22 protein-coding genes are annotated in these 22,788 nt (G+C 41.8%); 14 read left to right on the forward strand and 8 right to left on the reverse strand.

The window, feature by feature from the left end:
- Positions 1 to 185 precede the first annotated feature (185 nt).
- From MSWH1_RS02035 to MSWH1_RS02050, 4 genes are all read right to left on the reverse strand, one after another.
- Positions 186 to 1,190, reverse strand: a complete 1,005-nt coding sequence (locus MSWH1_RS02035) for a transposase (RefSeq protein ID WP_082088000.1) — start codon at positions 1,188 to 1,190, stop codon at positions 186 to 188.
- 676 nt (positions 1,191 to 1,866) lie between these two features.
- Positions 1,867 to 3,795, reverse strand: a complete 1,929-nt coding sequence (locus MSWH1_RS17320) for a clostripain-related cysteine peptidase (protein WP_156148051.1) — start codon at positions 3,793 to 3,795, stop codon at positions 1,867 to 1,869.
- Positions 3,796 to 3,894: 99 nt separating this feature from the next.
- A complete protein-coding gene (locus MSWH1_RS02045) occupies positions 3,895 to 4,197 on the reverse strand; it encodes a hypothetical protein (RefSeq protein ID WP_011032857.1) in 303 nt (100 codons plus the stop codon).
- 894 nt (positions 4,198 to 5,091) lie between these two features.
- The gene (locus MSWH1_RS02050) at positions 5,092 to 5,427 is read right to left on the reverse strand and encodes a hypothetical protein (protein WP_048125622.1); all 336 of its coding nucleotides are present in this window, start codon (positions 5,425 to 5,427) and stop codon (positions 5,092 to 5,094) included.
- Positions 5,428 to 6,071: 644 nt separating this feature from the next.
- Here MSWH1_RS02050 and MSWH1_RS02055 point away from each other — a divergent pair.
- From MSWH1_RS02055 to MSWH1_RS02105, 11 genes are all read left to right on the forward strand, one after another.
- Complete coding sequence (locus MSWH1_RS02055) at positions 6,072 to 6,965, forward strand: presenilin family intramembrane aspartyl protease PSH (RefSeq protein WP_048125624.1); 894 nt, start codon at positions 6,072 to 6,074, stop codon at positions 6,963 to 6,965.
- A 119-nt stretch (positions 6,966 to 7,084) separates the two neighbouring features.
- Positions 7,085 to 7,885: an HAD family hydrolase gene (locus MSWH1_RS02060; RefSeq protein WP_048125626.1), complete on the forward strand. Its 801-nt coding sequence runs from the start codon at positions 7,085 to 7,087 to the stop codon at positions 7,883 to 7,885.
- Between the two features lie 248 nt (positions 7,886 to 8,133).
- The gene (gene atwA / locus MSWH1_RS02065) at positions 8,134 to 9,747 is read left to right on the forward strand and encodes a methyl coenzyme M reductase system, component A2 (protein ID WP_048125628.1); all 1,614 of its coding nucleotides are present in this window, start codon (positions 8,134 to 8,136) and stop codon (positions 9,745 to 9,747) included.
- 40 nt (positions 9,748 to 9,787) lie between these two features.
- On the forward strand, positions 9,788 to 11,365 hold the full coding sequence (locus MSWH1_RS02070) for a methanogenesis marker 3 protein (RefSeq protein ID WP_048125630.1): 1,578 nt from the start codon (positions 9,788 to 9,790) through the stop codon (positions 11,363 to 11,365).
- A 179-nt stretch (positions 11,366 to 11,544) separates the two neighbouring features.
- A complete protein-coding gene (locus MSWH1_RS02075; protein ID WP_048125631.1) occupies positions 11,545 to 11,988 on the forward strand; it encodes a methanogenesis marker 6 protein in 444 nt (147 codons plus the stop codon).
- Positions 11,989 to 11,993: 5 nt separating this feature from the next.
- The gene (locus MSWH1_RS02080) at positions 11,994 to 12,512 is read left to right on the forward strand and encodes a methanogenesis marker 5 protein (protein WP_048130174.1); all 519 of its coding nucleotides are present in this window, start codon (positions 11,994 to 11,996) and stop codon (positions 12,510 to 12,512) included.
- A complete protein-coding gene (locus tag MSWH1_RS02085; protein WP_048125633.1) occupies positions 12,512 to 13,759 on the forward strand; it encodes a methanogenesis marker 15 protein in 1,248 nt (415 codons plus the stop codon). Before MSWH1_RS02080 ends, MSWH1_RS02085 begins: the two co-directional genes overlap by 1 nt.
- Positions 13,760 to 13,766: 7 nt before the next feature.
- A complete protein-coding gene (locus tag MSWH1_RS02090) occupies positions 13,767 to 14,366 on the forward strand; it encodes a methanogenesis marker 17 protein (protein ID WP_048125635.1) in 600 nt (199 codons plus the stop codon).
- Position 14,367: 1 nt separating this feature from the next.
- Positions 14,368 to 15,303: a methanogenesis marker 7 protein gene (locus MSWH1_RS02095; RefSeq protein ID WP_048125637.1), complete on the forward strand. Its 936-nt coding sequence runs from the start codon at positions 14,368 to 14,370 to the stop codon at positions 15,301 to 15,303.
- 143 nt (positions 15,304 to 15,446) lie between these two features.
- Entirely contained in the window at positions 15,447 to 15,923 is a 477-nt protein-coding gene (locus MSWH1_RS02100) for a carboxymuconolactone decarboxylase family protein (RefSeq protein WP_048125639.1), read from the forward strand.
- 546 nt (positions 15,924 to 16,469) lie between these two features.
- Positions 16,470 to 17,123 (forward strand): matrixin family metalloprotease, encoded by a 654-nt coding sequence (locus MSWH1_RS02105; RefSeq protein ID WP_048125641.1) that lies wholly within the window; start codon positions 16,470 to 16,472, stop codon positions 17,121 to 17,123.
- A gap of 28 nt (positions 17,124 to 17,151) precedes the next feature.
- Here MSWH1_RS02105 and MSWH1_RS02110 read toward each other — a convergent pair whose 3' ends face one another.
- On the reverse strand, positions 17,152 to 17,589 hold the full coding sequence (locus MSWH1_RS02110; protein ID WP_048125643.1) for an NUDIX domain-containing protein: 438 nt from the start codon (positions 17,587 to 17,589) through the stop codon (positions 17,152 to 17,154).
- Between the two features lie 189 nt (positions 17,590 to 17,778).
- Between MSWH1_RS02110 and MSWH1_RS02115 the strand changes: the two genes are divergently transcribed.
- The 3 genes from MSWH1_RS02115 (at position 17,779) to speB (ending at position 21,289) form a co-directional block, all read left to right on the forward strand.
- Positions 17,779 to 19,494, forward strand: a complete 1,716-nt coding sequence (locus MSWH1_RS02115; protein ID WP_048125645.1) for an aldehyde ferredoxin oxidoreductase family protein — start codon at positions 17,779 to 17,781, stop codon at positions 19,492 to 19,494.
- Positions 19,495 to 19,948: 454 nt separating this feature from the next.
- Positions 19,949 to 20,335 (forward strand): translation initiation factor IF-5A, encoded by a 387-nt coding sequence (locus MSWH1_RS02120; RefSeq protein ID WP_048125647.1) that lies wholly within the window; start codon positions 19,949 to 19,951, stop codon positions 20,333 to 20,335.
- 78 nt (positions 20,336 to 20,413) lie between these two features.
- Entirely contained in the window at positions 20,414 to 21,289 is an 876-nt protein-coding gene (gene speB / locus MSWH1_RS02125) for an agmatinase (protein WP_048125649.1), read from the forward strand.
- 126 nt (positions 21,290 to 21,415) lie between these two features.
- Here speB and MSWH1_RS02130 read toward each other — a convergent pair whose 3' ends face one another.
- From MSWH1_RS02130 to MSWH1_RS02140, 3 genes are all read right to left on the reverse strand, one after another.
- Positions 21,416 to 21,595 carry an MM0924 family protein gene (locus MSWH1_RS02130; RefSeq protein WP_048125651.1) on the reverse strand — a complete coding sequence of 60 codons (180 nt, stop codon included), beginning with the start codon at positions 21,593 to 21,595 and terminating at the stop codon, positions 21,416 to 21,418.
- 568 nt (positions 21,596 to 22,163) lie between these two features.
- Entirely contained in the window at positions 22,164 to 22,367 is a 204-nt protein-coding gene (locus tag MSWH1_RS02135; protein ID WP_048125653.1) for a helix-turn-helix transcriptional regulator, read from the reverse strand.
- Positions 22,357 to 22,752: a DUF2178 domain-containing protein gene (locus MSWH1_RS02140; RefSeq protein WP_048125655.1), complete on the reverse strand. Its 396-nt coding sequence runs from the start codon at positions 22,750 to 22,752 to the stop codon at positions 22,357 to 22,359. The genes MSWH1_RS02135 and MSWH1_RS02140 overlap by 11 nt, the downstream gene beginning before the upstream one ends.
- Positions 22,753 to 22,788: the final 36 nt, after the last annotated feature.

Genomic DNA, 22,788 nt, shown 5'->3' on the forward strand with positions numbered 1-22,788 from the left:
TGAAACTCTTTTGGCTCTTCGCTATTTCATGTGGGTAACTCAAATTTAAGTTTCCCTAATTTTAGATAGATCATATTAATAAAATATTGTACGTTTTTAAACCGGAGTTTCTAAGATATTAAGAAACAAAGGCTCTTGGCTATGATTATTTACAGTCTACCAAAAAATTAATCAAGTTGGCGACTTCAACCTGGGATGTACTCCCCAAGTTGAAGTTTTGTAAAGATCTCCGCAGTTTCTTTGTTCATTTCCTCTACGACAAACTCTGCGTTTTCCCCTCCTTTTCCATTGTATACTAATCCCATTCTTATCTTTTCAAGATTCTCGGCCAGCTTTTGAATTGTTAGTTCCTGGTCATCGATCAAATGAAGCAAATAATTGTGTAGCAGTAACCCCATTACACAGAGAAATACATGAGCTCTGATCTTCACATCCTTTCTGACATACACAGGCTTTACCGGTATCAATAACTTGTCTTTCAGCCACTTTATATCCTCTTCAATCATGTTTCGAGAATCGTACATGTCCACAATTTCTTTTGTTGCAAGATTTTCCTTATCAGTAAACACAACAGTCTTTCCCATCCCTAAAAGAAACTCTTTTTCCTTATCATCATTTAAACTGAAATTAAGTTGTAACGCTCCCTCTTTTTCAACGACATTGTAATCAAAGAGACCTCTATATTGCTTTGGAATTGCATCAACAACACGATTCATGAGACCTTTTGCAGTCATTTTTCTACCTTTTCCTTTACGATTAAGTTTTGAGCCTATTTCTTCAATCTTCTCCAGGATATCAGATTTTTTAATTTCCCACTCATGCATCTGTTTTCGACTAGTAATTTCAGTGTATTTTATGACTCCAGTAAACCCTTTACCATACCAGTTTCCGTTTACGCGATGAGCTTTGATGATATTCTTTTTTTCATTCTCCCATTCTTCTTCAAAATCGGACAAAGGAACATGGAATAAATCTTTGCACATCGAAGAAGGTAAAGCCCCAACAACGTGCATTTTATCCAAAACGTGTTCTATGTTATCTGTAGAGTTCCTTCCTCGATTAAAAACAATTGTTATTTCCTTAAGAGGAATCCCTATCTCTTCTATACGTTTACAAATACCGTCAATCAGATCCGAAAACAAAGTTACATCGGGAACGTTTGCAGGATACGTAATTGTCTGAAAAGGAATGTTTTCGTTGAACGACTCTCAGCTTCAAGGCAAACAGATAATAATATATTCTGGTTTTTTTATCCACGCTCTCTATCAGATTTTCAAAATAGTTCTACGTTTTGATAGGGACGCTCCCCTAAAATAGTTCGGACTTCCTCAAATTGCTACTTTGTAGACTTCGAAAATAACACAGTTCGGCTCTTTAAAATAGGGGAAGTTAAAGCTGTCTTACACAGTATAGTTAAAAATCACTGTCTGGCGCAGGTTATAAGTATTTTTGCATGGAGCAGTTTTGTGACAAATTCATCTTTCAAAGATGTGTGACGAATACTCCGTTAGATAACGAAAATCCATGGCCCCCAAGGAACTAAATCCAAAAATGGTCTTATTTATCACGAAAATTCGTAGCTGCGATACTGGTATGTAAATATAATCCTAAAATATTGCAAAGTTTACAGGCTCTAAGCATAGCGATTTTAAAAGACAAAAAAGTATTGAAATTGAATAAAATCACCATCAGACAGACCATTTTTCTGTTAAAATGTTAACTATATAGTCTATTGTTATCGTTTTTTTACGATCTTTGAAAGTCAAGACAAAGTTAGAGTACAAAGCCTAATGGCTCGGAAAAACTGTCCGTCAGATTAACGGCCTTTTGAGATGGAGGGAAATTAAAAAAGGGGTTTTCAGGAAATTATCCCAGGATAATCTCCGCAGGTTCGCTCATATTGAAGTTCAGGCGGTAATCTTCTGCATAGAGTGCGGTATAATAGGTCCCTTCAGGCAGAAAGTCATAGACAAAAGTCGTATTTTCATCCATCTTAAGCCTGCCAAGTGCTGTCCAGTCCTTAATGCCGGATTCTCCGTAGACCGGTGCATACGCAGTGATAATATCTCCGGATTCCGGTTCAAGTACTTCTTTTGAGAACAGGATGTTTCCGTCATCCAGGGATTCGTAGGGATTCATGTAAGCTTTGACAGTCCCGTTGAGAGTGTCCAGATAAAGCTGGGCAAGACAGGATCTGGACTCTCCATCTCTTTGAAGTCCCAGTTCGGTAGTAAGTATCCTGTTTCCATTCTCGCTTTCTCCCCCACAAGCTGCATAAATAAGAGAGCTTTTCCCTGTTTTGGAGTTCTCTATAAATATCCATTCCCCGCCCCAGGCAGGGAGGCTATAGTTTGTGCTCCCTGAACAGGTAAGGGGTATTCTTCCTATGAGAACCGGGCCTTCTGGAGAGTCTATAAAGTAAACCTGGTCTACTGAAGCCAGCCCTGAATTGTCTTCTACTGAAAAGGAATCTCCGGATTTCGAGATGGCGGGTTCTGTAAAGTCTGCACAGGTTCTCACTGAGTAGCCGTCAAGGAATTCCGACCAGGCTTTTGAAATGGAAACCCTGCCGTAATATGTAGAGTAGTTGTCCTGAGTTTGGGGGGAATATACAGATATACCATATGCATCAGGCATTGTGCCGTCCTGCCTTGAGTAAATAACAAAATCTTCAAGCGATTTAATGAGAGCGTCAGACCTGCCTTCAAGTTCCGGGATTTCCTCTCCGATTCTCAGGGCAAAACTCTTAAGGTCCATTGAGATTTCAGAACCTTTCTTTGGTTCTACTCCAAACTTTCGGGCTTTCGTAATAGATGCCCCAAGCCCACAATACCCTTTTGAGTTTGAAACGCTTGTACCTATATCCTCTGCAAGCCAATCTACATTCTGCAGTACTTCATCGGTTTTAGAGAGGTCAAGGAGAGAAAGAGTTCTAGGGGGCACATGAGAGGGATTCTCCAGGTAGCTGTCGATGACGACCTTGCCCATTTCTTCTGTAGAGGCGTTTGGATTCTCTGAGATATAACCTATGAAAGCAACATAGTCCCAGCCGTGGGTGGGTTCGATTGATTCTGAGGCGAGCATAAAATCTGCAGAAGGCTTGACTGCTCTTGCAAGCTCAAGGGTGGACATGAGGCAGGCATCAAAACCGATAAGGTCAAAATGCATTCCAGAAGCTTTAAGAGTGTCACTCAGTTCAGGAAGCTCCAGCCTGTCGTAACCATGATTTTCGTCAAAGCAAACCCCCCTGTAAGCATCTCCATGGTCCCAGAAAATAAGCAGGACCCTTTCACTCTCATAATTTTCTCGGAGATACGAAAGAAAGGTTTCAAGCCCTGCGGCATCTCCCATGTTTGCATGGGGATATGTTTTCCTGTAGCTGCCCCCATTACCTATGACTCCATCTTCTCCGTCCTTTCTGAGGTCATCAAGCGCTGCGATTGTCATGCCCTTCCATCCCTCCACAGAAGCTCCTCCATAAGCTATCAGAATTTCAGTATCTTCCCTGTTCAGTGTGGAGGCTCCGTCAATAATTTCAAAGATATCCTTGCTGGCATATCCGCTTGAAGACTCAAGGTCACTTCCAACCATATAAGCAGCAACAACAGTAGATAGCTGCCGTTTCGGAAAATCCGTCTCAGGTCCTGCAGAGTAGTTGCTTTTTATTTCAGCTCCACTGCTGGATTTTTCAAAGTCGGCGTTTTTTTCTTCTAGACAACCACTGCTCAGCAGAAAAAAAAGAATTGTAATAAAAATAATTGCAGTAAATCCTGCTTTCTGGAATTTCCATCCCAAATTCAACACTCCATAAATTTCAACCGGGGCTATCCCGGAGAAAAGGAGAAAATCAAGGAATCTCAAAGTTTTGTCGGCATATGTCGAAGTCAATGGCTGTTAGGCGGTAAGATCAAGTCGGACATCTATTACAGAATCTTCATTTGCCTCTATTTTGGATATTGTCAATAGGTTTCCTTTCCTTTCAAGAAGCGTCGCCTTCGTGACCTGGACCTGGTGACCATCTATTTGTTTTTTGCTATTATTTTTATGGATAACCAGAAGTTTCTGGCCCATCTCAGCTCCTTCTCCTATTTTGGAAACGATATTTCGTATAACCTGCTCAAAATCAGAATAAATTAAAATCTCCGACTTATTTGCAACTTTTTTGATAATGCCAATAGGTTCCAGATTGAGGTGCATATTAGCTTTCCTTCTTTACCTGTTTACACAAGGTAATCAATATACTAACTCTGAGTAATAATAACTTACGATACACTATGTCAATTTGAATATATTTATATTTGTCTAGATGCCAGATGTTTTTCCCTTACTACAGGACCTCCGGTATATATACTTTGCTAATTCGTGGATCTTGCGCTCGAAATGATCTATCAATATAACAATTAATTTGGGTTGGATATCATAATTTATTAACTATTCAAATAATCGTGTTAATAAATTGAATCTAATTCAAATGGAAATTAGGATTTCTTCTACAAAACCTGTATATTTACTTTTCTTTTTAATGAAATCTGTCTGCACCGGGATTTGCGTCATAGAACCTTTAAATAATATAAGTTTTTCCTATTGTCCGACGTGGAGAGATCTTCATAAATGAACACCCCCGGGAGTTTACACAAAAAATCGTTGATTAACGATAAAATCAGTTATAAAACCGTCCTGAGACAAAGAGGGGGAAATAGAAACTGGGGGAAATAGAAATAGGGGGAAATGGAAAGGGGGGAAATGGAAATTGGGGAAATAGAAATGGGGGAAATAGAAATAGGGAGAAATGGAAATATGGGGAAATGGAAATAGGGGGAAATGGAAATAGGGGCAGTTTGAAGGTAAAATACAGAAAGGAAAGCGTCATATGAAACAGATGACAATCATTCATAATCATTCAATGTCTGGTTATTGACGCGACACTAGAAGATGTTTCCTTTAATATCTCATTTCTTAAAAGACCAGGCCATAACCGGAAGAAAAAGGTGAAAACGGATCATAGATAAATGGATTATAGATATTAGAGTAAACCTTGCCGTATTTTACCGTATTTACCCCTGCAGGAAAAAATAAGAGTATGAGCAGAAATCAGTGATATTTTCTGCGGTTAAATTCATATACTGCATTATCAACTTTACTTGAGAGCTCATTCATCCTCTCTACAATTTTTGTGTCCGAATTTTCCATGTTAACCCTTAGGGAACGGTCTTTTGCTTCCATCTTATCTTCAAAATCCTGAAGTTTGTTATTGATAGAGATGAGCATGAGAGATAACGTTCCGGCCAGAACCATAATAGATAGAATAATTAAAGGGTCGATGAAAGGGTTTGTGGGTTTGTATGTAAACCTTCTAAGCCATTCGAAGGATAGAAGGAAAGATGACAGAACCATCACAACAAGGAATACTGTGTCTCTGGTTTCCATTGTATACCTCTAACGTACTTATGGAAATTCTCCTTATGCAGTCATAAACTTCGTGTAAAACCACAAATTCCTCAATACCGGCGGAAAGTTATTAGATGGAGATAATTCCATTAAAGTATTATACTGTTTTATACTGTTTTTCTATTTTTATCGTATTATACTGTTTTATACCGTTTTTCTATTTTTATCGTATTATACTGTTTTATACCGTTTTTCTATTTTTATCGTGTTATACTGTTTTATACTGTTTTTCTATTTTTATCGCATTTCCATATTTATTCTTTTTCTATTTTTGCTCCTTTTTTATACAGTGGTCCTATATGATTTTTTGCATAAACTATTTATGTATCTTTTATCCCTAATTTATTTTTTCCCTTGATCCTGTCAAAAAAACAAGATAATACCTTTAAGAGGATTACTGTGACTCCTGTCAGGTAAACTAACAGGAGCGGGGGAATTATCTCAAGATGATATCTCAGAAATAATTGTAAATCCAGACGAAGGTAACCTAAAAACCATTGCTGGGGCGGAAAATTGGTTGAAGTGATTATTTATTAAGAGATATAAATATTGAAGACAGAGGATACAGTAAATATATAAAGGAATAGAAAAGGCATAGTGTCAAGAAATAAGGAGTTTAGTACTTGAGTTCGAGCGAACATTCACTTAAAGATTATTTGCCGATTCTTTCCATGGCAGGGTTAATTCTGATTGTGCAGGTTCTAGCCCTTCTTTTATCAACGCCAATGGAAATAAATGATATGCAGGCTTTTGAGGACCCGACACAGGTTTCCAATTCTATTTATTATCTTATGATGATCCTTGTTTTTACGCTTTTTGTCCTGATTGCAATAAAGAAAAACATGAAATGGATTATCAGCTTATTTATATATCTCGCTATAGTCAGTACTCTCTACTATGTATTTTTTGCATTGTTTACCCTTATTCCTTCCTTCGCAGGCTTTGAAAATACCGCTTCACTCCTGATTTCTATAGGGTTGACAGTATTGCTTTACAAATACCCGGAGTGGTATGTAATCGATATTCTGGGGGTCTGCATAGCAGGTGGGGTCAGCGCCCTGATAGGGATCTCTCTTTCCGTTCTCCCTGTAGTTGTCCTTCTTATATTGCTTGCAGTCTATGATGCCATCTCGGTATATAAGACAAAACATATGATAGCCATGGCTGAAGGTGTAATGGACCTTAAACTTCCTATTCTTTTTATAATCCCAAAGAACTCAAACTATTCATTCATTAAGGAAAGTTTTAAAGAAGGAGAAAAACGTGAAGCTTTTTTCATGGGCCTTGGAGACGCAGTCATGCCCACTCTTCTGGTAGTTTCCGCAAATGTATTTCTCGAAAATGGAGGGTTCTCGTTCCCTGTACTTGGGGCAATGCTGGGAACTCTTGCAGGGCATGTATTTTTGTCTATCCTGGTAATGAGGGGCAATCCTCAGGCAGGGCTGCCCTTCCTGAATTCAGGAGCAATTCTCGGTTTTTTTGCCGGGGTCCTGATTTCGGGAGCATCAATCATATAAAAGAACTTCTAAATGTAAGTTTAATTTTTCCACTTCATTTATTTTTATAAATTTCTGTTTCCCATCCATTTTCCGGGTTTTTACAAAGATTTTTTTATTTTATAGATTAATCAATTTACATGACCAAAAGAATTGCAGTGGTCTTTGACAGTGCCGGAACTCTTCTCCACATGTACAGAGTTGCAAAAGAATCCAGCACCGGCAATATCCTTGAAAACATAGAGAGCACTGCTATTGTCGCGAAGAAAAACGGTTGCGGCCTTGTAGCTCTTAATACCGATAACGAAATAATCCTGAGCTCGAGAAGGGATATGTTTTTATTTGAGTTTATAAGGGAATACGGAGTTTCAATAGGTGTAAGCTGTTCAAAAGGAATATTTATCCCGGAAGTTGCCTCTGAGATCATAAGAGGGGCTTCTCTCCTTATGGGAGATGTGCATGATGTGCTTGAGGCAGTTACATCCCGTTGCCCTGACAGCATTTATCTTGCGGCAGGTATTATAGTGGACTCGGAGGCAAGAAGAATACCATATGTGCTCAGTACGGGAGGGCAGGTATTCGGTAAGACGTTGCAGACCGTCCAGTTGCTCCATGCCATGGAAGTGGATATATACATAGCATCCGGGGACCGAATGTCTGCTCTCGTGCAACTTGCAGAATTAGTAAATATCCCGCAAGAAAGAATCTTTGCCTTTGCAGATTCAATTATAAAGGAAAAAGTGGTGCTTGAACTTAAACACAGGTATGATAAAGTAGTTATGGTAGGGGATGGAATTAACGATATTCTGGCTCTCAGGGCAGCAGATGTGGGTATAATGACGACCCAGCAGGGAGACGACAGACCAGAAGCGCTCAGAGAAGCAGCCGATGTGGTGCTCGATGATATAATAAAAGTTGTGGACGTGGTAAAAGGATTATAACGAGCAAAAATTTACTAAATTTACCAACTAATGTTGGTTCTGGATGTTCACAGTGACAAAATAATGCGTTATGTTTATCTAATGTTTACTCTTATCTAATTGTTGCCCATATGTGTGAAATTTATTGATTAGGTTAATACGGTATTCACTTTAAAGTAATTACTTTTCACTCTTGAGCGATACGCCCAGGCAGGCAGAAGAAAGCTACTTAAATTTATTTGCAGCTCGTAATTTGCGGAGGAAAATGCATGCCAGTATTTATTGAAGTTAAAAACTTAACTGTAGACTTTGACGGTTTCAAAGCCCTGAAAAATGTAAATTTAAGTATCAACGAAGGGGAAGTCGTTGGGATCTTGGGAAAAAGCGGATCCGGGAAAACAATCCTGATGCATGTATTGCGCGGGACCGAATCTTTTGAGAATATCTCAGGTGAAGTAATCTATCATCTAGCTCGCTGTGAAAAATGCGGGTATATAGAACGTCCAAGCAAAATCGGCCAGAAATGCCCGGTATGCAGCGAAAGTCTTGAGGCGTACGAAGCTGATTTTATAAAACTTTCACTTTACGACCCGATAAGAAAAGACATCGCCAAACGCATTGCAATTATGCTACAGAGAACCTTTGCCCTCTATGGGGATGAAAGAGTTCTGGTAAACGTCATAAACTCCCTGAATGAAATCGGGTATAAGGGAGAAGACGCCATGAAAAAAGCGATTGAACTCCTCGAGGAGGTAAACCTGAGCCACCGTATGATGCACGTGGCAAGGGAGCTTTCCGGTGGAGAAAAACAGAGAGTTGTGCTTGCAAGACAGCTTGTCAGAAACCCTCTCCTCCTGTTAGCTGACGAGCCTACAGGTACCCTTGACCCCATGACTGCAAAGCTGGTTCACGATGCTATGATTAAGGCAGTGGAGAGCTACAATATGAGCATGATCCTTACCTCCCATTGGCCGGAAGTTATTGAAAACCTGGCAGATAAGGCGATCCTGCTCGAAAACGGTGAAGTAATCCAGGAAGGAGATCCGCTTGAGGTTTCTGCGATCTTTATGCAAAGTGCATCCCTGACCAGGCAGGAAAAGAATGCTCTGGTAGGAGAACCTATTATCCGCGTAAGGGACCTGGCAAAGCGCTATATCTCAGTAGACAGGGGCGTGGTCAGAGCCGTGGACAAAATCTCTTTTGACGTGAAGGAGGGAGAGATTTTCGGACTTGTCGGGCTAAGTGGAGCAGGCAAGACTACAACCTCGAAAATCCTTATGGGAATTTTACCTCCAACCTCAGGAGAAGTTGAAGTACGTATCGGAGATGAATGGGTGGACATGACTAAATTAGGGGTTGATAACAAAGGCAGGGCAACAAAATACATGGGATTCCTGCACCAGGAATATGGGCTTTATACTCACAGCTCCGTAATAGACAACCTTACAGAATCCATCAGCCTGGACCTTCCATTCGAACTTGGGGTTAGAAAAGCCTTAATCACTCTCAAGGCAGCAGGTTTTGACGAAAATAAGGCAAAAGCTGTTTTGCCCAAAATGACCAATGAAATGAGTGAAGGAGAGCGGCATAGAATTGCACTTGCGCAGGTCCTTATCAAGGAGCCAAGGATCGTTATTATGGACGAACCAACAGGGACCATGGACCCCATTACCAAGATATCAGTGACAAACTCCATCCTTAAAGCCAGAGAAGAGATCGGAGAAACCTTTGTAATAGTTTCTCATGACATGGATTTTGTAAACGAGATCTGTGACCGTGTAGCACTTATGCGTGATGGAAAGATTGTGGAACTAGGGGAACCAGGTACCGTACTTGCTCAGCTCACAGAAGAAGAGAAGATCAAAGCTGCAGAAGAAATATAAATATGCTGTCACCTCTTAGTATGGAAAATACTAAAATGAGGTGCCGATTACGAGTAATGAGATCAGCGTAGAGGTGAATGGGCAAAGTTATACTCTGCCTGCAGGCTCTACCCTTGGAGACTCCCTTAAAGTTTCCGGAGCCCCCTACATAGCCGGTACAGCGGTTGGTATTCTTAAAAAAGCCGCTGAGAAGAGAACGGAGAAAATCACCGAATACGCTATCAATACGTCCAGAGGGGAACTTAGGATAGAAATCAATGATCCAGAATCATCCTCTGGAAAACTATGGACTGAACATTATAAAGAGTTCGAAGGTAAAAATATCCACTGGGCAAGTCCTGAAGCGCTGGCTTTCGGACCTTTTGAAGTTGATATAAAGCCTTTACGTGAGACAGGAAATTTTGAAGCATTTGATGTTGTGTTCGGGGCAGGAGGATTCGACTCCCGTAATACTCATCTGATCCTGTCAAGAAAAAGACATTCTGCTGAGTATGGATCTCCCGATGATGGCGTTTTTGCAACAGTTGTAACCGGGAGAAATCTTATTTTCAGGCTTTCGAGAGAAGACTCCATCCTGAGTATAGAGCCGATTATAGAATGGGAGCAACTTGCAGAGAAATACTGCACCACTGATCTTTCGACCCTCCTTGAAGATGAAGACAGTGTATTTACTTATTTCGAGGTCGAGCTTTCCATAAACGCTCCTAAGGGAGCTGAACACTTCTATGCCCTGACTCGTGAGGGAACTCTTTCCATAGATGCGGTAACTAGCGCATTTATTTCAGATGATAGCCTGAAAGAAGAACCCGTTCCTTATGAAAACTTTGAACCGAGAAGAGAAGGCGCCATCTCTGTCAGGACTGCTGGATACGGGACAGGCAGGGTATATATTTCCAGAGATGACCGGCCTTCAAGCCTTGTGCATTCGGTTGTAGGGCAGGTAACAAAAGGCCTTGAACTTATCAAACTCGCGGAAAAAGGGCAGAAGCTGTCAGTAGAAAGTCTTCCTCCCCAGATAGTCCTGCTGGGCCACAGCTTTGAAGAGGTCGAGCCCGTGCTTTCCTCCATAGGAGTGGAACTGGTAAGAGATGGACATACAGGAAAAGATGCAGTAATTGTCAGGCAGGACCCGCCAACAACCCTGGAAATTCTCGGAGAAGCGAAAGTGACTGCTTATGCGGTATCCAGGGAAAAACTTATTGAAGTTGAACTTTACCCGGAGAGCGCCCCAAAATCGGTGGACTTTTTCCGTCGCTCTCTTGAACTCAAAACAAAAACCGTCGGGAAACTTCCTGTTTATATGGTATATGAGAACACTTTCCTTTTCAAAACAGAAAAGAAAGTGGTGAAATACGTAGAATTACTCCCTGAAAACACACCAACTGACAGGGTACTTGCCGGGGAAATAGGAATTACAAATCAGGCCGCAAAAAGGATGGGGAATATAGGAGTTAAACTTATAGATGACGATCTCTTCGGTCCTACCGGAGAAAAATTATCCTCAACGAATATTATCGGTCGGATAGTCGAGCCCGAGAGACTCAAGGGTATTGAAGAAGGAGATACGATATATATAAGTGAAACTGCACGCAAGAACACTGATGATCAGGGGAACTAAGAATCCAGAGTATTGATACTCATATACTCCCATAAATATAAAAAAGGAACTAATTAATTTACTTGAATAATGCATAATAAAATATTACATAACCGAATTAATGTACTTGATACTTGAGCGGATTCACATGTTTGGATTTATCACAGGTGAAGTCTCCCGAAGTTGAGGAGAGACAGAAGATGACAGAAATAAAACAAAATGAGATTACAAAGTACATTGTAATCAGTTCGGATATAGTGCTACCTGCGGATGCAGCCATGAAGATTTATGAATCAGAGTTTCCGGTTATTGTAAAGGAGACATGCTTTGGACTTATTGTAACAGGACCGGAGGAGGATGTCCTTGCGGTGGTAGAAAAGATCCAGCAGATGGATAAAAACCATATTTTTATAAAAGAGAGGGGATTTCCTGCCGGCGATGAGAGGCGCTGCCGGGCAAGCCGGGGTGGAGGCCCGAGGCCGGGATTCCATTTCCTGAGGGAAGAAGTGAAGATGCTCCCTGCCATAGGGGCTGCACTTGATGAACTGGACGCAAATGGGTCCGTAAAAGAAAAGCGCAAAGAGAAAAGCAGGCTTAAAGTTTCTGATTTGGAAAATATTATTGAAGAAGAGCTTGCGAGGTGAATTTTTTGGCAAAGGTTTTCATTTACCCTGTAAACAGTCTTATTTTGTCTGACCTGGTTGAGCGCTTTGAGCATAAACCCCTTACAATGATGAATCAGGTAAAAGAAAAAGTTACAAACATCAGCCTGGATTCTCCCCCTATTAATATTACTCCGGAAGACCCAAAAATCGGGCTTCGATATGCTGCGGTTGAAGTTCCGGCTGGAGTAAGGGGCAGGATGGCTCTAATAGGCCCCCTTATAGAAAAAACCGAAGCTGCAATAATAGTTGAAAATCCACCCGCAAACTTTGGCTGTGTGGGCTGTAACCGCACAAACGAACTGATGAAATATCTGGTGCGCGATAAAGGGGTTCCTATTCTGGAAGTAAAATACCCGGAATCAAATGAGGATGCTCGTGACTTCGTGAGCAAAATCGCTGCATTTCTACAATCACTGCCAAAAGAAAATCCTGAAGAAGAGGGGTTGCCAGAAGAAGATGAAAAGCCAGTAGAGGATGAACCGGCAGAAAAGGGGGCTGAGTAATGAGTGCCGAGGAATCTGGACTTGTAAAGATTGCTCTGGTCTCCTGCGGCTCTGAGTATGCCGGAGTTCAGCCAGAATTTGAAGCTGCCGCAGCCAAAGTAAATGCAAAATTCATTTTTCCTGAAATTGATATTGCATCAATAGATACCATAGGTAAAGAATTCGGGCTTGAAGTTGCAAGTGGGGACCTCAGGCTCATGATGGCACGGGCAAAAGCCGTCGTTGAAGGTCTGACAAAAGTAGATGGAGTCTTTATTACTACCTGCTTCCGTTGTGCAGAAGGAGCCATTGTTCGAAACGAGGTCCGAAGGTACATCCATAAGCACTCCGAGATCCCTGTAATCAGCTATTCATTTACCGAACGGACAAGTGCAGGCACTCTGCTGACCCGCCTTGAAGCCCTGACCACAATTGCCAGGCGCAGGCATCTCCTTGCCCGGGAAGTCCAGACTGGACTGACTGCGGGAATTGATTCGGGGTCAACAACCACAAAAGCTGTGGTTATGAGGGATAACAAGATCATAGGGAAAGGCTGGGTGCCCACAACAAAAGTCCTTGAAAGTGCAGAAGAAGCCTACTCTCAGGCCCTTAAAGAAGCCGGAGTTACCAGAGAAGAAGTACAGGCTCTGGGCACTACTGGATACGGTCGTTTCCTTATAGGGAGCCATTTCAACGCTCAGCTTATCCAGGAAGAAATTACTGTCAACTCAAAGGGAGCTGTCTACCTTGCAGGCAGGCAAAAAGGCTCTGCAACGGTCATTGATATAGGAGGTATGGACAACAAGGCGATATCTGTTGAAGACGGAATCCCGGGCATGTTCACAATGGGGGGGATCTGTGCTGGAGCCTCGGGACGTTTCTTTGAAATGATCTCAAAGCGTCTGGGTGTGGATATTACGGAACTCGGGGCACTTGCTGTCAAGGGTATGCAGGAAAATGTAAACATGAACAGTTACTGCATAGTCTTCGGGATACAGTCCCTTGTAAACTCTCTTGCCAGAGGAGCTACCCCGGAAGACGTGGCAGCTGCAGCCTGTTATAGTGTGGTAGAACAGATATACGAACAGCAGTTACAGGAAGTGGACGTAAAAGAGCCGTTGATCCTTGTAGGTGGGTCTTCCCTTATCGAAGGAGTCCCTAAAGCTCTCGGAGACCTTCTTAAAATTGAGGTTCTTGTACCGGAAAACTCCCACTTGATTGGGGCGGTAGGAGCAGCACTTCTTGCTTCAGGCTATGTGGAGGAGTGAGGTCATAATGGAATCGTTAGAGATCTTTATTGTCAAGTCTGCGATTGATTCGGAGCAGGAGTTTTACAGGAAGATTATCGAGGACAACCTTGCAAGTCTCAAGCTTGCTCCTGCAATAGGAAGGATCAAGGTAGTGCTGAGACCTGAAGATTCTCTCTTCCAGATGGCAATCATTCTCAGGGATGTTGGCACCAGGGTTACGGTAATCGATATTGCTGACGTGGAAGCAAAACCTCTCGCCAGTGAAATAATGATTTCGATCAAAAAAGAGCAGTACATTCCGGAACTGCTTGGGAAACTCTGGGAGCGCTACGGGAAGGCGAATATCCGCCAGCCGGACCGCTGGACTGTAGCTATAACCACAGATAAACCAGCAGAAGAGGCGGCTTTTCTTAAAGAAATGATGGTTGCAGACCCGAGGCACAGGCTTCATGAAAACCTTGTAGATTTTGCGATTCGTGCCACTCCCGAGGGGTTCAGGGTTCGCTACCATCTATATAAAGGTAATCGCTTTGTTTTTGTGGCATCTGAGGAAGCATTGAAACAGGAGTGGATTGAAGAAGCAGGAACAATGCTTAACGAACTGATGGAAGGAGGGAAGAATTAAGATGGTTGTACTCCTACCCTATCTTTACACCGGTGGGGTTCATAAACACGGGCTTTTAATCGAACTAATGGAAGACCTCGGAGGCTACATAATTCAGAAAGTAGTTACCGGGGTCGAAGTCAATCTTATAATGCTTATCCCTGAAAAAGATATTGATCTTGTAAAACAGCTCTCAGCCGAACTGCTCGGGGTTCTGTTGGAAGCTCCTCTTACAGGGGTAGAGATTGCAGTTGTCTCTCCCACTCTTGCCTCACACCACCTCCCACATTCGGCTTGCGATATAGCAGAATACCTCCGCCATCCTGGAGCCAATACAAATATGATCGGGCTTGCAAGGGGAATGGGTCGCAGGGTCTCCCTGTCTATGGACTATGAAAGAAAGCTTATCAACGAGCATGATATTGCGGTTTTTACCTTTGGGTCTTTCAGTGATTGTATTACAAAAAAGAAGCCGAAACTCTTTGAAGGCATTGAGATCCCTATTGTGGTTACAGGAGGGCCTACTGAACTGAAAACCGAAGATGTCCCCGGGGCAGACCTCTACATTGGAAATATCGGAAGGGTTTCTCACAGATTAAGAAGAACAGAAGAGATTAATGCCCTCGAAAACCTGAATGAAGGGGTTTCAAAGATCGCTTCTGAGATTCGCCAGCAGCAGGCAAAAGACCCCCTTGCAGTGCTTCCTGCACGAGTCATGAAGGAGATCGAAAACCAGGTTCCGGAAATCCACAGGGTGCTCTCTCCTGCCCCTCTCACTCTTCAGCTTGACGGGATCAGGGTCAAACTGCCATACGATGAATACCATGAGAAAATTGAAAAGCTGGAGTTTGATGAAGGGGTCATCCTTTCCGAGCTTGCAAATATTTCCAGATCAAAAATGAAAAATTATATATTGATAAAAATCAAATCTAAGTCTGACGTTGGTTTTGCAATTTGATCCGAATTCTGTTGGGTTAAAATTTATCCACTTTACATTTTTACTGGGTTTGTGCCTTTTCACTTATCCTTTAAACTGTAAATCCTTGCCCGAAAAACGGTGCCTGACCAGGTTTCTACGTTAATGTGTGCTGGTGGTTTCTTATGGAACTTGAGGATATTGTAGAAATTTTAAAAAATGATCCCGAGAAGGTCATTCCGGAACTCCTCGAGGATGTCCGGAAGCAGTATGGGGAAGTTCCTTACATTATGAATTTTATGAAAGACCTCCCTGAGCTCTTCATCCCAAAAACTCTTTATGATAATTCCATCATGCGAGAGTTCAAAAATCTCGACCCGGAATCTGTAGAGCTTATTTCAATAGGTGTGGCTTCTGCCCTCCGCTGCGAGCATTGCCTGAAAATGCATATAAGAATCGCAAAAAGAAAAGAAATCCCAAAAGAAAAAATATTTTCTGCAATAATGATAGGGGCATCCCTGTCCAACGCTGCAGTACTTGCAGAAAGTACAAGGGCTCTTGCCTCCGAATTCCCTGGTGATGACGACGAAAACGAAGAAAATGAACAATGCTGCGATCCTGATTGCGAAGTATGCAATATCGCAGGAGCTAATATTAAGTAATATTAAGTAACCAGTAAGCAAAATTCTAGAAATTTTACTTCTTCAAGCTTACTTTAAAAGTTCAATTTTAGATTTTATTTTGAAAAATGATTTTTGAAGATCAGTTTAAATTAAAAATCGGTTTACAAATCAAATTCTCGGTTAATTTTTGGGAAATATATTGTGAAGTTAAATTCTTATAATCTTAAGGCTTATTTTTTAACAGATCTTTCAGGTCTTTGATTAACGTAATTTATATACTTCGTCAAGACATCCTGAGAAATCCTTAGGTTCAACAGGTCCACCTGATATTAATATTCCTAATATGATTCATAATAATATTCATAATGAGATCTATAACAATATTTATAAAAATATATATTCTGACTGATACAATATTTCTAAAAAGATATGTAAATCGGTTGTAATAATATTTATATAAATCGGTTGTGATAATATTTATACTAATGATCACAATTGAACTTAATAGTATTGCCGATACGGAGGTTCATTTGTATTAATCAAAACAACATTTTTAAAATAATTTTACCTTTCATCTTATTGCTGATGGTATTGGTTTTACCTGCTGTTTTACCAGTATCCGGGGCTAGTTCAGAGAAGATTCTCGAGAAACCCTGGAATCATTCTCCTATCACAGTGTACGTAGACGACAAAAATATACCGCCCCATTATAGCCCTACATACTATGAACAAATAGAAAAGGCTCTTGAATACTGGGAAGAAGGAGGAAACGGTAACCTCGAATACAGCCCTGTTTTTGAGATTGTTGACTCCGAAGACGCTGACATAAAAATAATGTGGGTGGAAAACCTGGAGAACGTTGCAGGTGCTCCTTCGGGTGTAGCAGGCTATGCAAAACCCAGTGTCTCTGGAGACCGTTTCGTTGAAGTGGATATAGTCCTTGAGGTTGGAAACTATCAGGGCAGGGGCTGGCGGCAGTATGGCGACGCAACCATGCTCACCATTGCAAAGCATGAGCTCGGGCATGCTCTTGGCCTCGGGCACAGCAATGATCGGGGAGATATAATGTATCCTGAGTACGAACTCAGGGATAATGTGAACCCCATTCTTTTGAGCAAATATGGAACTCTGCTGCGTGCGGCAGGTTTTATAGCTCTTGCAATTCTCCTGTTCCTTGGTGTAAGCTGGCAGTACAGCCGGAAAAAAAGAAAAAAACTTGAAGATAAGTACTTCAAATGAGAAAGAATAGATAGGCATATTTTTCGGATCAAACTGGAGGCTTGTAAGGTTTTTTGTTTTCGAGGGCAAACCTTTTGAAAAAATCCCTGAAATATGCAGGAAGTGTCTCCATTTCAAGAATACTTTCAAGGGAAGTCCAGGCATATTCCATGTGTTCATAGCTTAATTTAACGTCAGCGACAACATACCCCCCATTAAATACAATAGCAATAACCTTTTTTCTCGGAAGTTCAAAGGTTACTTCCCCTGCAATTTCCCCTGGAACGATTGAAATTCCCGTTTCCTCCCAGACCTCACGTATAACTGCCTCTTTAAGCGACTCTTCCGGGTTCACCTTCCCGCCTGGAAGATCCCATTTCCCAGGGTTGGTATGGGAGTTTTCCGAGCGCATGAGCAGCAGGAATTCTCCTTTTTCGTTCCGGACAAGGGCATATACAGAAATGATGTAAGGTTTCTCCAGATTCATGTAATATTATCTAAGATTTCTTTGCCTTAAAGTCTGGCTCTTTCAAGATCTTCACAGTACAGATCCTGATTAAAAATTGCTTCTCAATAGAAAGGCTTTAAGGCAAATATTTCTATAGAGCAGTTAAAGAGTTTAAGGAAAGGACAGAATTCACGCAATGGACGAATAATAATATAATATGGGATTGATATGGCTGGCTGGACAGGAAAAACAGTATATGTAGACCTTAGCTCCGAAGCAGTTACCGTCACCGGTACCGATGAAAGATTAATCCAAATGTACCTGGGCGGCAGAGGACTTGGAGTTAAGTTACTTTTCGAGCTTTCAGATCCTGATATTGACCCTCTTAGCCCCGAAAACCCCCTGATTTTCACTATCGGGCCGCTTACAGGCATTGCCCCCATGGCTTCAGGGACAGTCCTTACTTCGAAATCTCCTCTCACAGGCACCGTATTCAGCTGGAACACAGGTGGGGGCTTTGGGCGAGAACTGAAAAAAGCTGGAATCGATGCCCTGGTTCTTGCTGGAAAGGCAAAACAACCTTCCTTTGTGGAAGTAAGGGGAGATGAGATTAAAATTGTGCAGGCAAGCCAGCTCTGGGGAAAAGGTACTGACGCATGCACCGAGGCCCTGAAAAGTAAAGGAAACGTAGCTTGCATAGGCAGGGCAGGAGAAAATGAAGTTCTTATTTCTTCTTTCGTCATTGATTCCATCCACAGCGGAAGGGGGGGGCTGGGAGCGGTTGCGGGCTCAAAGTTGCTGAAGGCAGTGGTTGTAAAAGGGGAAAAAGAGTGTTTACCAGCCAGTCCTGAAAAGTTCAAAGAACTTGAAACAAAAATGCTAAAGCTTTTTGAAGCCAATCCCGTGCTCTCCAAAGGGCTTGCAAATTATGGTACGCCTGCATTTGTAAAGCTTCTGGATTATATGGGACTCATTCCATGCAAAAACTTTTCCGGAAGGGAAATTACTTTTGCGGACCTGTTTTCAGGGGAGTATATCAAAACCAGCTTCGAGCTTGAGAAAGAAAGCTGCTCTGCCTGTCCTCTGGGCTGTAAACGAAGGATTAAAAAAACCGGGCAGGTTCTTCCTGACTACGATTCCCTCTGGGCTTTCGGGTTCAACCTTGAAAATCAGGTATTTGATTCGGTGCTCCTGGCAGACAGAATCTGCAAGGATTACGGGCTTGACCCCATTTCTGCAGGTTCCGTGCTTGGCGCCTGTGCAGAACTCCAATCCAGGAAAATGAATGTCAGGGAACTTGAAACCCTGCTTGCAGGAATCGGAGAAGGAAGCGAACCCGGAAAAGGCTCCAGAAAGTACCTCTTGACCCGGGATAGGAAATACCTCAGTATGGATGTAAAGGGTCTAGAACTCGGAGGTTTTGATCCCCGGGGGATTAGAGGACAGGCCCTTGCTTACGCGACTTCCTGTCACGGAGGAGATTACCTCACAGCCTTTATGGTCGGGCCCGAAGTACTTGGAAAGCCTCTGCTCCTTGATCGTTTCAGCCTCAAAGGAAAAGCTGGAATTCTGCAGGTATTTGAAAACTTGACTGCTGTGCTGGATTCTCTTGTGTTCTGTCCGTTTTCGATTTTTGCCATCAATGAGGAACTCTGTTCAGCTCTTCTACATTCGGGGGCCGGGATAGACGTATCTCCTGCGGAACTCCTGAAAGCAGGAGAAAGAATCTGGAATCTGGAGAGGATTTATAATTTGAGAGCGGGGTTTACACGGAAAGATGATACTCTTCCGGAAAGGTTGTTTGAAACCGGCAGCGAAGAAAGAGGAGATGGGATTCCCAGGCAGGAGTTTGAAGCTGCTCTTCAGGATTATTACCGTTATCGTGGCTGGAATAAGGAAGGAGTACCCTCTCAGGGAAAACTGAGAGAACTTGGACTTGGATGATAAAGAAAACCTGAAAACAGGCTGCGGATTTTGCATGTACCTCAAATTCCACAGGAACGGGGTTCGTCTGGACCTCATTCAAACAGCCAAATTTTACCTCTAATATTGAAGACTTCGTTCACATTAGTGGAATAATCCGATTATTTAGGACTTTTTCTCTAATTTTTGTGCTCGGAAATACGAAATCTCTCATAAGCGTTATATACTCTAGGATAATTAATCGTATTAGTTCTCTATCTGTGAGATTGTACATGCATTCAGGTAGTAATTACTTTCCAGTTTTTCTATACAGAGCAAGTAAGCAAAGTATGGATAAAAGGGTAGACAGGCTTAAAAATTAGAACAGCCATCTTATACCACTTCACCGGAATTGGCACTGGAAAATTTCCAGCAAATTCGGTATGGTGCTTACAACTTATTGATGCACATAGCTAAAACGTAAGGGAGATTTGTTATGAAACAGCAGGTTGAAGTTAAGGAGTTAAAAGAAGGGAAGTACATGATCGTCGACGACGAAGCATGCGTTATAAAGAGCATTACAAAATCCAAACCCGGGAAACATGGATCTGCAAAGGCAAGAATAGAGACAATTGGCCTATTTGACGGTCAGAAGCGCTCCTATATCGGCTCTGTTGCAAACAAAGTATATATCCCGATTGTGGAACGGAAGAATGCACAGGTAATCTCAATCGTCGGCGAAATCGCTCAGCTCATGGATCTGGGGGATTTCTCAACATTTGAGATTATAATCCCTGAGGAATACAAGGATAAAGTAAAAGAGGGCGAGGAAATTTCTTATATCACAGCTCTTGGAAAAGTCAAACTCGATATAAGGACATAAACCCTGAAAAGCAGGAGAAATCTCAGGTTAATAACCTGAACTCTTTTTTTAAGTGAACAATTTACCTCAGGTAAGAGTATGTTTTTACCCACTTCCTTTATAGATGCCCTTGCAGACTATGAGTCTGCACGTTATGTTATTTTCGGTGTACCCTTTGACAACACCTCCTCGTATCGCGCAGGCAGCCGTTGGGCTCCGGATGCGATGAGGCAGGTCTCTGCAAATTTTGAAAGTTATAACCATACTTTTGACATTGACCTTGTGGATCTTCCTATTTATGATGCCGGGAACCTGGAAACTTCAGCTTCAGTTGACGAGACCCTGTGGGATCTTTACGAAAATGTAAAGGGTTTACTGAATGACGGAAAGCTTCCAATTATGCTTGGAGGAGAACATTCTCTGACTTATTCTACGGTTAAAGCGTGTGCCGAGTTTGCAGGAGATGATTTCGGAGTTCTTGTCCTTGATGCCCACTTTGACCTCAGGCAGGAGTACAGAGGGTTCAAGCATAACCATGCATGTGTATCCAGGAATATTCTCGATCAGGTCACGGAGAATCTTGTTTCCATAGGCATAAGGAGCGGCCCGGAAGAAGAATGGGTTTTTGCCAGGGAAAATAGCCTGAAATACTACACGGCAGATGATGTTGAATCCATGGGGATGGTCGAAGTCCTCAAAGAAGCAATCGAATGGCTGGATTGCAGCCAGCTCTACCTTTCCCTTGACATGGATGCAATAGACCCTGCTTACGCTCCTGGTCTAGGCACACCTGAGCCTTTTGGCCTCAGTGCCCGGGATGTCAGAACTGCAATAAGGACTCTTGCTCCTTTCTCAATGGCTTTTGACATTGTTGAAATTGCTCCTGAATATGATTCCGGACAGACAGCCATGCTTGGAGCAAAACTCATGAGGGAGTTCATTGCCTCCCATGCAAAAAGTTGCATCAAACTATAAGCTGCAAAGAAAAAACAGTTTCAGCTTTTTGTAAAAAAGTAATGGAAAGGGACGAGGTTTCCCACTTTGGAACTTCTCCTATTTTTAGTGATCCTTTAAGTGATCCTGAAATTTAAAGTTTTGAACTTACTGAGCCCACAAGGCAACAATCTTGTCAATGGCTAAATGCGTCAGTTTTCCTTTATTTTCGAGGGTGAGTACATTGTCTGCACAGGCTTTTACTTTCCCCTTGAATATATCTGGCCCACCACAGTAAACATCCACGGCACTCTCCAGGTAGTGCTCTACTATAAAAGATTGCAGCATATTTGTTAACTCCTGTTGATATTCTTATTTTCAATAGATGTTTTGTTGATATTCTTATTTTCAATAGATGTTTTGTTGATATTCTTATTTTCAATAGATGTTTTTATTTGCCTGTTACCTGTTGATTTTATTCTTTATTTCCGAGATTTCCATTGTTACCATATATCAGCTTTCAAACTGAGATCTTATAAACAGACATCTATATTTAACTACTTGTTCATTCTTTATAAATTTATTTGGAAATTGTTCTTGATTTTCCGGACGCAGTAGATTTAAACCCCCAATTAAGAAAATGAACTTATGCACTGAAATCTCAGTTCTTTATTAGATCTCGATTTTGTCAAATATAATATCCTGATTATATGGTCTTTTACTTCAGGTTTATTTGCGTGGAAGGGCTCGTGAAAGTTAAGTTTAGCTGGAAAAATTATTATAATGTTTGCTTTTGTGACAAATCGGGGGAGAACTCAGGCAATAACTGAGAAAATACTTTTTACTGTTTTTATTAAGAAGGGGATGTTCCGGTATCTTAAAAAAAAGGTTTATATGTCTCTTTACAGGGGACCTCTCAATTCTTGTCGTCCTCGTAGAGAAAAATATCTTCAATGCTTGTGTTAAAAAGTCTGGAAAGCTTGAACGCAAGATCAAGGGAAGGGTCATATTTTCCTTTTTCAATAGCGTTTATTGTCTGCCTTGTTACCCCCACCTTTTCAGCAAGACTTTCCTGGGTAAGGTCATGAATTGCCCTGTAAACTTTAATATTATTCTTCATCCCAGCCCCCATATTCCCTGTTGTAAAACCTGTAAAATAGAGTGTAAAGCACAAGGACACCGCAGCTTGCGTATGCCATGAAGAAACCAAGGTCAGTATGTCCGGGATATGTATTCCTCATGGTTATCAGGACTGCACCTCCAAGGGCAAGGCCCAATGCCATTATCTGGAGAGTAACGCGCGAAGCCTTCTGGCTAACCTGTTGAATCCTCTCATCTTCAACCACACCTTCCAGCCTGCTTTTTAAATTGTACATAGCCGCCATGCCTGCGAGTACAACACCTGCTGCAAGCGCCGGATTTCCTATCGAGACTGAAAAACCTACAACAGCCCCCATGATCATCGTGATCAGTAGGGTAATCATTCTAAATTGCTTTTTTTTCATCTGAAAAACCTCTTCATATATTTTCCAATTACAATA

It is taken from the genome of Methanosarcina sp. WH1, from assembly GCF_000970005.1.
In the GTDB taxonomy this organism is placed as follows: Archaea; Halobacteriota; Methanosarcinia; order Methanosarcinales; family Methanosarcinaceae; genus Methanosarcina.

Coding starts and splice junctions, on each gene's coding strand:
- MSWH1_RS02115 (WP_048125645.1), top strand. CDS start 17,779: ATGGCTGGCTGGACAGGAAAAACAGTATATGTAGACCTTAGCTCCGAA.
- MSWH1_RS02130 (WP_048125651.1), bottom strand. CDS start 21,595: ATGCTGCAATCTTTTATAGTAGAGCACTACCTGGAGAGTGCCGTGGAT.
- MSWH1_RS02090 (WP_048125635.1), top strand. CDS start 13,767: ATGGAATCGTTAGAGATCTTTATTGTCAAGTCTGCGATTGATTCGGAG.
- MSWH1_RS02120 (WP_048125647.1), top strand. CDS start 19,949: ATGAAACAGCAGGTTGAAGTTAAGGAGTTAAAAGAAGGGAAGTACATG.
- atwA (WP_048125628.1), top strand. CDS start 8,134: ATGCCAGTATTTATTGAAGTTAAAAACTTAACTGTAGACTTTGACGGT.
- MSWH1_RS02085 (WP_048125633.1), top strand. CDS start 12,512: ATGAGTGCCGAGGAATCTGGACTTGTAAAGATTGCTCTGGTCTCCTGC.
- MSWH1_RS02050 (WP_048125622.1), bottom strand. CDS start 5,427: ATGGAAACCAGAGACACAGTATTCCTTGTTGTGATGGTTCTGTCATCT.
- MSWH1_RS02140 (WP_048125655.1), bottom strand. CDS start 22,752: ATGAAAAAAAAGCAATTTAGAATGATTACCCTACTGATCACGATGATC.
- MSWH1_RS02060 (WP_048125626.1), top strand. CDS start 7,085: ATGACCAAAAGAATTGCAGTGGTCTTTGACAGTGCCGGAACTCTTCTC.
- speB (WP_048125649.1), top strand. CDS start 20,414: ATGTTTTTACCCACTTCCTTTATAGATGCCCTTGCAGACTATGAGTCT.
- MSWH1_RS02135 (WP_048125653.1), bottom strand. CDS start 22,367: ATGAAGAATAATATTAAAGTTTACAGGGCAATTCATGACCTTACCCAG.
- MSWH1_RS02100 (WP_048125639.1), top strand. CDS start 15,447: ATGGAACTTGAGGATATTGTAGAAATTTTAAAAAATGATCCCGAGAAG.
- MSWH1_RS02105 (WP_048125641.1), top strand. CDS start 16,470: ATGGTATTGGTTTTACCTGCTGTTTTACCAGTATCCGGGGCTAGTTCA.
- MSWH1_RS02110 (WP_048125643.1), bottom strand. CDS start 17,589: ATGAATCTGGAGAAACCTTACATCATTTCTGTATATGCCCTTGTCCGG.
- MSWH1_RS02045 (WP_011032857.1), bottom strand. CDS start 4,197: ATGCACCTCAATCTGGAACCTATTGGCATTATCAAAAAAGTTGCAAAT.
- MSWH1_RS02075 (WP_048125631.1), top strand. CDS start 11,545: ATGACAGAAATAAAACAAAATGAGATTACAAAGTACATTGTAATCAGT.
- MSWH1_RS02095 (WP_048125637.1), top strand. CDS start 14,368: ATGGTTGTACTCCTACCCTATCTTTACACCGGTGGGGTTCATAAACAC.